General features: G+C 71.5%; 8 protein-coding genes. 4 read left to right on the forward strand and 4 right to left on the reverse strand.

The features are described from left to right. Positions 1-21: 21 nt before the first annotated feature. Complete coding sequence (locus tag OG510_RS08530; RefSeq protein WP_406136165.1) at positions 22-1134, reverse strand: ferrochelatase; 1113 nt, start codon at positions 1132-1134, stop codon at positions 22-24. Positions 1135-1273: 139 nt separating this feature from the next. Between OG510_RS08530 and OG510_RS08535 the strand changes: the two genes are divergently transcribed. Together OG510_RS08535 and OG510_RS08540 are read left to right on the forward strand one after the other, a co-directional pair. After that, positions 1274-2551 carry an MFS transporter gene (locus OG510_RS08535; protein ID WP_406136166.1) on the forward strand — a complete coding sequence of 426 codons (1278 nt, stop codon included), beginning with the start codon at positions 1274-1276 and terminating at the stop codon, positions 2549-2551. Continuing rightward, positions 2478-3830: a D-arabinono-1,4-lactone oxidase gene (locus tag OG510_RS08540; RefSeq protein WP_406136167.1), complete on the forward strand. Its 1353-nt coding sequence runs from the start codon at positions 2478-2480 to the stop codon at positions 3828-3830. Before OG510_RS08535 ends, OG510_RS08540 begins: the two co-directional genes overlap by 74 nt. 51 nt (positions 3831-3881) lie before the next feature. Here the strand turns inward: OG510_RS08540 and OG510_RS08545 are convergent, their stop codons facing one another. After that, entirely contained in the window at positions 3882-4862 is a 981-nt protein-coding gene (locus tag OG510_RS08545; RefSeq protein WP_406136168.1) for a hypothetical protein, read from the reverse strand. A gap of 474 nt (positions 4863-5336) precedes the next feature. On the opposite strand from OG510_RS08545, the gene sepH reads away from it, so the two are divergent. Then, the gene (gene sepH, locus OG510_RS08550) at positions 5337-6413 is read left to right on the forward strand and encodes a septation protein SepH (protein WP_406136169.1); all 1077 of its coding nucleotides are present in this window, start codon (positions 5337-5339) and stop codon (positions 6411-6413) included. 79 nt (positions 6414-6492) lie between these two features. Here the strand turns inward: sepH and OG510_RS08555 are convergent, their stop codons facing one another. Beyond that, a complete protein-coding gene (locus OG510_RS08555) occupies positions 6493-7320 on the reverse strand; it encodes a sulfurtransferase (protein WP_406136170.1) in 828 nt (275 codons plus the stop codon). 205 nt (positions 7321-7525) lie between these two features. Here OG510_RS08555 and OG510_RS08560 point away from each other — a divergent pair, with 205 nt between their 5' ends. Further along, a complete protein-coding gene (locus OG510_RS08560) occupies positions 7526-8299 on the forward strand; it encodes a VOC family protein (RefSeq protein ID WP_406136171.1) in 774 nt (257 codons plus the stop codon). A 200-nt stretch (positions 8300-8499) separates the two neighbouring features. On the opposite strand, the gene OG510_RS08565 is transcribed toward OG510_RS08560, so the two are convergent. After that, a complete protein-coding gene (locus tag OG510_RS08565; RefSeq protein WP_406136172.1) occupies positions 8500-9957 on the reverse strand; it encodes an MFS transporter in 1458 nt (485 codons plus the stop codon). Positions 9958-10014: the final 57 nt, after the last annotated feature.

A 10014-nucleotide genomic window follows, 5' to 3' on the forward strand; every position in this document is an offset into this window, starting at 1 on the left:
CACGTGGACGGGCTGTCGGCTCTACGCGTACGGGCTGTCGGCGCCCGCGGCCGCCGGCTTGGCCGTACGGGCCGGGCAGCAGCCGACCGGGCAGACGTCGTGCGAGGGGCCCAGCGCGCCGAGCGCGCAGCGCTCCACCGGGCGGCCCTGCTCGGCCGCCGCCCGTTCGAGCAGCAGGTCCCGGACCGCCGCGGCGAAGCGCGGGTCGGCGCCGACGGTCGCCGACCGTACGACGGGCAGGCCCAGTTCGGCCGCCTTCGCGACCGCCTCGGTGTCCAGGTCGTACAGGACCTCCATGTGGTCCGAAACAAAGCCGATGGGCACCATGACGACCGCGGGCACCCCCGCCCCGTGCAGCTCCGTGAGGTGGTCGCAGATGTCGGGTTCCAGCCACGGCGTCTGCGGGGAGCCGCTGCGCGACTGGTAGACGAGCTGCCAGGGGTGTGCGACACCCGTCTCCGCGCGGACCTTCTCGACGATGACCCGTGCCACGTCCAGGTGCTCCGCGACGTACGCCCCGCCGTCGGGCCCCGAGCTGTCGGCGGCGGCCGTCGGGATGGAGTGGGTGGTGAACGCCAGGTGGGCGCCGGACCGGACCGTGTCGTCCAGCTCCGCCAGGGACTTCAGTACGCCGTCGGCCATGGGGCCGACGAAGCCCGGGTGGTTGAAGTAGTGCCGGAGCTTGTCGACGCGCGGCAGTTCTAGGCCCTCCGCCTCCAGCGTGGCCAGGGCGCCCGCGAGGTCCTCGCGGTACTGCCGGCAGCCCGAGTACGAGGCGTACGCGCTGGTGGCCAGGACCGCGATACGGCGGTGCCCGTCGGCGGTCATCTCGCGCAGGGTGTCCGTCAGATACGGCGCCCAGTTGCGGTTGCCCCAGTAGACCGGGAGGTCGAGGCCGTGCCCGGCGAAGTCCTTGCGGAGCGCGTCGAGGAGGGCGCGGTTCTGGCCGTTGATGGGGCTGACCCCGTCGAAGAGGAAGTAGTGCTGACCCACCTCCTTGAGCCGTTCCTTCGGGATGCCGCGGCCGCGGGTCACGTTCTCCAGGAACGGGACCACGTCGTCCGGGCCCTCGGGGCCGCCGAAGGAGAGCAGCAGGAGGGCGTCGTAGGGAGCTGGATCGCGCTGATCGGACATGCCTCAGATCCTGCCACCCGGGTCCGACAGCCGCCGGGACCCCCCACGGAACGCCTGGTCGGAGCTGCCCCGGGGTGCTCTGCGCGGATCTTCGGCCGTAAGCTGCGCACACCATCAGTACGCCTTACCGGAGCCCTTCTTGACCAGTCCTTACCGTGCGATCTTCGCCGCCCCCGGCACCAAGGGGTTCTCGGCGGCCGGACTCCTCGGCCGGATGCCGCTGTCCATGCTGGGCATCGGTGTGGTGACCATGATCTCGCAGCTCACCGGGCGGTACGGACTGGCCGGCGCGCTCTCGGCGACGCTCGCGCTGTCCGCGGCCGCGATCGGCCCGCAGATCTCCCGGCTCGTCGACCGGCACGGGCAGCGGCGGGTGCTGCGCCGGGCGACCGTCGTCTCCGCCGTCGCCGTCGCGGGACTGCTGGTCTGTGCGCAGCAGCGGCTTCCGGACTGGACGCTCTTCGTCTTCGCGGCCGGCGCGGGCTGTGTGCCGAGCGTCGGCTCGATGGTCCGGGCCCGCTGGGCGGCCATCCACCGGGGCGATCCGCGCAAGCTGCACGCGGCGTACTCCTGGGAGTCGATCGTCGACGAGGTGTGCTTCATCTTCGGTCCGATCCTCTCCATCGGGCTCTCCACCGCCTGGTTCCCGGAAGCGGGGCCGCTGATGGCGGGCGGCTTCCTCGTGGTGGGGGTGTGCTGGCTGACGGCGCAGCGCGCCACCGAACCGGCCCCGCATCCGCACACGCACGGCCCTGGCGGCTCGGCGCTGGGCTCCCCCGGGCTGCGGCTGCTGGTGCTGACGTTCGTGGCGACGGGCGCGATCTTCGGGTCGATCGACGTGGTGACGGTCGCGTTCGCCGACGAGCGCGGACACAAGGCGCTGGCCAGTCTGGTCCTCGCGGTGTACGCCCTCGGATCCTGTCTGGCCGGGGCGGTCTTCGGGCTGCTGCATCTGCGCGGGGCCGCTTCGCGCAGGTGGCTGGTGGGGGTGTGCGCGATGGCGCTGAGTATGATCCCCCTCCAACTGGCCGGGAACCTGCCGTTTCTGGCCGGGGCGCTCTTTGTCGCGGGGCTCTTCGTCGCACCGACGATGGTGACCACGATGGCCCTCGTCGAGCAGCACGTACCGCGCAGCAGGCTGACCGAGGGCATGACCTGGACGAGTACCGGGCTCGCTGTCGGGGTGGCGCTCGGCTCGTCGGCCGCCGGCTGGGTGGTCGACGCGGGCGGGGCACGCCAGGGGTATCTGGTGCCGCTCGTGGCGGGAGCGCTCGCGGCCGTGGTGGCGTTGCCCGGGTACCGCCGGCTCAATGTGCCGGTGCCACTAGACGGGAGCGGGGCGGATGAGCGGTACACCAAGGACACCGGCTGCGGCACGGACGGCGACGGCGGTACGGGCGACGGGGCCCTGGCGTAACTGGGCGGGGAACGTCACCGCGCGCCCGGCGCGTGAGGTGACCCCGGCGTCCACCGCCGAACTGGCCGACGCCGTCCGGCGGGCGGCGGACGAGGGCCTGAAGGTGAAGGCCGTCGGCACCGGCCACTCCTTCACCGCGGCGGCGGCGACCGACGGGCTGCTGATACGCCCCGGTCTCCTCACCGGCATCCGGCGGATCGACCGCACGGCCGGCACGGTGACCGTCGAGGCCGGAACCCCGCTGAAGCGGCTGAACCAGGCGCTGGCCCGTGAGGGGCTCACCCTCACGAACATGGGCGACATCATGGACCAGACGGTGGCGGGCGCCACCAGCACCGGCACCCATGGCACCGGCCGTGAGTCCGCCTCGATATCCGCGCAGATCCGGGCACTGGAGCTGGTGACGGCCGACGGCTCGGTGCTCACCTGCTCGGCGACGGAACACCCCGACGTCTTCGCGGCCGCCCGGATCGGCCTCGGCGCGCTGGGCGTCGTCACGGCGATCACCTTCGCGGTGGAGCCGGTCTTCCTGCTGACGGCGCGCGAGGAGCCGATGCCCTTCGACCGGGTGACCGCCGACTTCGGCCAACTGGCCGCCGAGAACGAGCACTTCGAGTTCTACTGGTTCCCGCACACCGGCAACTGCAATACGAAGCGGAACAACCGCAGCGCGGGCCCGCCCGCCCCGCCCGGCCGTGTGTCCGGCTGGATCGAGGACGAGCTGCTCTCCAACGGCGTCTTCCAGGCGGCGTGTTCGCTCGGCCGGGCCGTCCCCGCGACGATTCCCGCGATCGCGAAGCTCTCCAGCCGGGCGCTGTCCGCCCGCACCTACACGGACATCCCGTACAAGGTCTTCACAAGTCCGCGCCGGGTGCGCTTCGTGGAGATGGAGTACGCCCTGCCCCGGGAGGCCTTGGTGGAGGCGCTGCGCGAGGTCCGGGCGATGGTGGAGCGCTCACCGCTGCGGGTGAGCTTTCCCGTCGAGGTCCGCACGGCGCCCGCCGACGACATCGCGCTCTCCACGGCCTCGGGCCGGGAGAGCGCATACATCGCGGTGCATCTGTACCGGGGCACACCGCACCGGGCCTACTTCACCGCGGTGGAACGGATCATGACCGCACACGGCGGCCGGCCGCACTGGGGCAAGCTGCACACCCGCGACGCGGCATATCTGTCGGAGGTGTACCCGCGCTTCGGCGAGTTCACGGCGGTACGCGACCGGCTCGACCCGCAGCGGCTGTTCGGCAACGACTATCTGCGCCGGGTCCTGGGCGACTGACCGCCGCCCCGGGGGAGCACGCTCCCCCGGGGCCGGCACCCGGCGGGAGTGCTATCCGGCCGAGCCGGTCGCGTCCGGTGCGGTGTCCTGCCGGTCGACGCCGTCATGACCCGCGGTGGAGCCGGAGCCGTCTCCGGCCGGGCCGGAGGGTTCCGGGGTCGGAGTGCCCGCGCCGTCACCCGTCGAAGGCTGCGAGGGACTGGGCGTCGGATCGGCCGATGTACCGCTCTTGCCGGGATCGGGCTTCGAGTGACCGGATCCGGCGGAGTCCGAGCCGGTGCTCGGCGACGGATCCGGGCTCTGGCCCTGCCGCTGGTCGTGCTGGAGCGGGTCCTGGCTCTGCTGCGGGTCGGTCGATCCGGCCGGCGCGGGCGAGTGGTGGTGGGACTGCGTACCGCCGCCCTGCACCGCCGATCCCACGGTCGTCCCCGTGCCGCCGCTGAGGCCGTGCCCCGAGAGCAGCTCGAAGCCCGTGATCCCGCCCATCGCCACGACGAACACGACGAGGGCGGCGAGGGAGGAGCGTTTCCAGCCCCGCACGCGTGTCCCGTGGGTCGTGGCCTCGGTGAACTCTTCGCCTGCGACCGGGGTCAGCAGCCTCGTGGCGTCCGGCTCCCGGTCACCCGGGACCCGCACGGTCCACTCGGTCCTGTCCGCGTCGGACTGCCCGGGCCAGGAGCCCACGATCGTCGGTGGCGCCTCCCCCGGCTCCGCGGCCCCGGGCACCTGCCGCACCGGGACCTTGAGGACCCTGGGTTTCACCTGGACCGTCACTTCACGGATCTGCTCCCCGGTGCGGCGGAAGAGATGCTGGAAGACCGTGCCGCCACAGGTGGCGATCACACTCACCACACCGGCACCGATGATCGTTCCGTACACCCCCAGCGTCGAGGCCAGCACGGCCGCCACCACGGCGGCGAAGGCACTTCCCGCGACCTGCGGGACGCTCAGCTCGAGCTGCCTCCTCTTCACGCTTCCGGTCTCCGTACCGCTGTCCGGCTTCTGTTCCATCACCAGCCCCTGTTTGCCCATCTGATTACACCCTGCACCAGAAAGGGACATTTGAGCGAAGTGGATAGTTCCGTTTCAGAGGATTGTGTGAAGCACAACACCGAAGGGCATACGCTGACGGCAAATTCGAGACTCCAGCTCCGCCGGACGCCCGGAAGTTCAGCGGCGAGCCGTCCACCCGCTTGGCCCGAATGGAGTACTGTTGCGAGCCCTGGGCCCGGCCTCCCTCAGGGGTGTCCGGACCAACGGGAGGGGCCTACGGCGGCACTCGAAGCGGCGACGCCAAGGCACCGCACGGGCGCTTGCTGCACAGAGTGACCAACAGTCGCTCTGCGTTGCAAACAGGTAACCGTGCCATAACGGCGTTCCAGGGCTGAGGCCCGACACGCCGGATAACTCGGCAAGGTTGTGGCGTGCTGTACCCGGGCAGGCCACACTCGACTAGCGGAAGCAGCGACGCACGTGACGTCGGCAGGCACCACCCGGGAGGTTCCCATGCCCGAACTGCGTGTCGTGGCCGTCTCGAATGACGGCACACGACTGGTGCTCAAAGCTGCGGACAGTACGGAGTACACGCTTCCGATCGATGAACGGCTGCGTGCGGCGGTCCGTAATGACCGCGCCCGCCTCGGCCAGATCGAGATCGAGGTGGAGAGCCACCTCCGTCCCCGCGACATCCAGGCGCGCATAAGGGCCGGTGCCTCCGCCGAAGAGGTCGCCCAGATGGCCGGGATCCCGGTCGACCGGGTGCGCCGCTTCGAGGGCCCCGTGCTCGCGGAGCGCGCGTTCATGGCCGAGCGGGCCCGCAAAACACCTGTACGGCGCGCCGGTGAGAACACCGGCACAGGACCGCAGCTCGGCGAGGCCGTGAACGAGCGGCTGCTGCTGCGCGGCGCCGAGCGGGACACCGTGCTCTGGGACTCCTGGCGCCGCGACGACGGGACCTGGGAGGTCCTGCTGGTCTACCGGGTCGCCACCGAGACGCACTCGGCGAGCTGGAGCTACGACCCGCCGCGCCGCCTGGTACAGGCGATGGACGACGAGGCGCGGTCGCTGATCGGCGAGTCCGACGACTCGCTGGTGGCGCCGGAGCCGAGCTTCCCGTTCGTACCGAGGATCGCCAGGCTGCCCCGCGACCGGCCGCTCGACCGCGCCCTTGACCGGCAGATGGAGCGGCCCACCGCACCGGTGCCCGCCCCTCCCGAGCCGGAAGAGAGCACCAGCAGCGGTGAGCGGGACTCGCTGACCAGCCTGCTGGAGGCCGTACCGAGCTTCCGGGGCGACATGGTCGTACCCGAGCGTCCCGCACCGCCGCCCGAACTCCCGCCGACCGAGCCCGCGCAGGAGCCGGAGTCCGAGGAGCCGCCCGCGGCGTCGGCCGGGGCGTCGGCCGGGGCCGGTTCGGCGTACGCGGACGTGCTGATGCCGCGCGCGGTGGCGGGTCACCGCGACCGGCTGACCGGGACGACGGACCGGCAGGCCGAGGCGGACGGCGTCCGCCCGGGCCGGCGGGCAGCAGTGCCGAGCTGGGACGAGATCGTCTTCGGCACCCGCCGCAAGAAGCAGGAGTAGCCGGACCACCGGAGCAGGCAGACAGCCGGGGCCCGTACGCACTGCGTACGGGCCCCGGCTGTGCGGTCGTGCCGCAGCTCTACGGCGTGGGGCCGGTGGCGACCGGGCGGGACTCGTCCGACGACCACTGCGACCAGGAACCCGCGTACAGCGCGGCCCGGACTCCGGCGATCTCCAGGGCCAGCACCTCATGCGCCCCCGAGACGCCCGACCCGCAGTAGACGCCGACCTCCGCGGCCTCGTCCGTGACCCCCAACCCGGCGAACCGGGCGGTCAGTTCGGCGGCGGCGAGGAAGCGCCCGTCGGCTCCGGTGTTCTCCGACGTCGGGGCCGACACCGCGCCGGGGATGTGCCCGCCGACCCGGTCGATGGGCTCCACGTCGCCCCGGTAGCGCTCGGCGGCGCGGGCGTCCAGCAGCACCCCCTTGCGGGCCACTTCGGCGGCGCCGTCCGCGTCGATGAGCGGCAGCGCTCCCGGAGCGGGTACGAAGTCGCCCGGTGCGGGTGCGGGCGTCTGCGTGGAGCGCGGCCCGTCCCAGGCAGCGAGACCTCCGTCCAGCACCCGGACGTCCGGGTGGCCCGTCCAGCGCAGCAGCCACCAGGCGCGCGCGGCGGCCCAGCCCTGGCCGCCGTCGTACACGACGACCGGGGCGTCCCTCGAGACGCCGGCCCGGCGCAGTACCGCGCCCAGCTCCGCCGGGTCGGGCAGCGGATGGCGGCCACCGGCGCCGGGCGCTCCTGCCAGCTCGGTGTCCAGGTCCACGAAGACCGCGCCGGGCAGGTGACCGGCCTCGTAATCGGGGCGGAGGTTCGGGCCGCCGAGCTGCCAGCGGATGTCGAGGAGCACCGGCGGACGCGGTCCGGCCGACTCGCTCGCGAGATCGGTTGCGGTAATGATGGGTGTCATGACTGCCATCCTCGCCCAGAGTCCGGCCCGTACGTAACGCCGTAGAAAAGGACGAGGAGTACTAAAACAGGCATCCTCCTGCTGGAACGTGCAAAATGCGGCGCGGCCGGGGCGCGGCGCGCGGCAGGTGGTGGAAGCATCTGGGCGGGGGGCGGCACACCGGCCCCCGCACGGCCACCACCGATGGTCCGAGGAGAGAGCGAAGATGACCGAGGCAGCCTCGCGGCGCAGGCCCGGAACCCCCTGCTGGGTGAGTCTGATGGTGCACGGCCTGTCAGAGACCCAGGAGTTCTACGGGGACTTGTTCGGCTGGGAGTTCCAGCCGGGGCCCGAGCAGCTGGGACCTTATGTGCGTGCGCTGCTGGGCGGCCGCGAGGTCGCGGGGATCGGGCAGATGCCGCCCGACCGGCATCTGCCGATCGCCTGGACGACGTACCTGGCGTCCGACGACGTCGACGCGACCGCGGAGACCGTCAGGCACTGCGGCGGGACCGTCGGAGTGGGACCGCTCGACGCGGGAGAGGCGGGGCGGCTGGCCATAGGGTCGGACCCCGACGGCGCGGTCTTCGGCATCTGGCAGGCGGCGGCCCACCTCGGCACCACGGAGGCGGGCGTCCCCGGAACGCCGGTGTGGAACGAGCTGGTGACCAGGGAGACCGGGTCGGTCGGCAAGTTCTACCAGGCGGTGTTCGGTTACGAGACGGAGGCGGTCGTCTCGGCCGACTTCGACTATCTGACGCTGTATCTGGAGGGGCGGGCCGTGGCCTCGCTGCACGGGGTCGGTCAGGCGCTGCCGCGCGACAGGGGCGCGCACTGGATGACGTACTTCGAGGTGGCGGACGTCGACGCGGCCGTGCGCCGGGTGACCGAGCTGGGCGGGCATGTGCTCCAGCCGCCGCGCCAGGGCGAGACCGGGCGGCTGGCCACGGTCGCCGATCCGGAGGGTGCGGTCTTCACCGTCGTCAGGACGGAGCGCTGAAGTCCGCAGGAACCCGGCGCCGTTCCAGGGCGCCGGGTACCCGCGGACTCCAGCAGCCGGCGGGTCACGGTCCACGCGACGCCGACAGCAGCCATACGGGAAGAACGGGGCGACCCCTCGGGCACACCAGCGACCGACCCCGCCGAAGAACCGGAGCGAACATGTCGCCCCGCCTCCAGCCGTCAGCCGCTGCGGGTATGTCACCTGCCCCGCGTATCCGCCGGGTCCGCGGCCGAACGCGTCCGGCTCTCCGGTAGCGCTTCGCCCTGCCTGCCCCGGCGCATGAAAAATATCGACAGCGCACCGATCACCGCCGCGAACAGAGTGGAACCGATCGTGATGACTGCGAATCCCTGACGGGAAGCGTGGCCCGCGCTGCCCACGAAACTGGCGAAAAGTGAGCCGAACATCGACACCGCGATGGCCTCGCTCCCGAGCCGGACGGTATTGAGCCACCCGGCCCCCATGCCCGCTTCGTTCTCGGACACCTGCGCCAGTGCCTCACCGTCGATCAACCCGGCCTGCAGTCCGAATCCGGCGCCGACGATCGCCATCGGGAGCGTCATCCATGCAAGGCCCTGCTCAGCGCCCACGCCCGTCGCCACCAAGCCCACGACCATCAACGCGATGCTCCAGATCAGGATCTTGTCCACGGCCACCCCTCCGGCAACCAGACGGCCGGCGATCAGCGGGGAGACCAGCACGGGCATGGTCAGGAACATCAAGAACGCACCGCTCGCACCCGGTGAGGAGCCGTAGGCGCCCTGGAAGAAGACCGGCATGTAGGCCACCGCGTTGGTGAAGGTGAAGGAGGCGACCGCAACCACCAGCGTCATTCCGGAAAAGCGCCGGTTCCGCAGAGTGCGGAGACTCAGCAGCGGGCTCGGTGCCGTGGTCTCTCTCCGCGCGAAGAGCCCGTAACAGGCGATTCCGGCGGCCGTGCACAGCAGGAACGGGAGAGACACCCATCCCGTCGCCGAGCCGAGCGCCATCCCACCGAGCGTCAGGGTGGTCGCCACGGAGAAGAGCACTGCTCCTGCCACGTCGATCCGGGCCGCATATCTCTTCTCGTGGGCGGCCGCCCGGCGGATCATCGGCATGCCGATGCACGTGATCACCAGGCAGCCCAATTGGAATCCGTAGACGAACCGCCAACCGACGACCTGGGTGAACAGACCGCACAGGGAAGGGCCGAAGGCCAGGGACAGGCCCGCGACCGATCCCAGCAGGGCGAAAGCACGGGTCCGGCGCCGGCCCTCGAAATTCGATGACACCACCGCCGTTCCCACCGAGAAGACGGCGCCCGCACCGGCCCCCGCCACGAGCCGGGCCACGTCAAGCATCAGGTAGTTCGCCGCGACCAGACTGATGGCGGATCCAACGCCGAAGGTCACCGATCCGATCATCAGGGCCCGCCATCGCCCGATGATGTCCGCGACGGAACCCCAGATGAGAGTCGAGCAGGCGAAGGTCAGGTTGTATCCGTTGAGAGCCCACTGCTCACCTGCTGATGACGCCCCCAGATCATGTGCGATGTCGCCCAGGGACACGGCAGTTCCGGACACCGACAGGGGGACCGTGAAGATGGCGAGCATGATGACGGGCATCACCAGGCTCCTACCGGACGGCGCCGTACCCGGCTGCTCGCTGTCAGACATCATCGCCTTCCTTTACGTGCTCCCACCGCGCCACCCTCGCTCCGGAGCGCGTCGACC

It is taken from the genome of Streptomyces sp. NBC_01089, from assembly GCF_045162975.1.
Taxonomy (GTDB): domain Bacteria; phylum Actinomycetota; class Actinomycetes; order Streptomycetales; family Streptomycetaceae; genus Streptomyces.

Coding starts and splice junctions, on each gene's coding strand:
- OG510_RS08565 (WP_406136172.1), bottom strand. CDS start 9,957: ATGTCTGACAGCGAGCAGCCGGGTACGGCGCCGTCCGGTAGGAGCCTG.
- OG510_RS08530 (WP_406136165.1), bottom strand. CDS start 1,134: ATGTCCGATCAGCGCGATCCAGCTCCCTACGACGCCCTCCTGCTGCTC.
- OG510_RS08540 (WP_406136167.1), top strand. CDS start 2,478: ATGAGCGGTACACCAAGGACACCGGCTGCGGCACGGACGGCGACGGCG.
- OG510_RS08560 (WP_406136171.1), top strand. CDS start 7,526: ATGACCGAGGCAGCCTCGCGGCGCAGGCCCGGAACCCCCTGCTGGGTG.
- OG510_RS08545 (WP_406136168.1), bottom strand. CDS start 4,862: ATGGGCAAACAGGGGCTGGTGATGGAACAGAAGCCGGACAGCGGTACG.
- sepH (WP_406136169.1), top strand. CDS start 5,337: ATGCCCGAACTGCGTGTCGTGGCCGTCTCGAATGACGGCACACGACTG.
- OG510_RS08555 (WP_406136170.1), bottom strand. CDS start 7,320: ATGACACCCATCATTACCGCAACCGATCTCGCGAGCGAGTCGGCCGGA.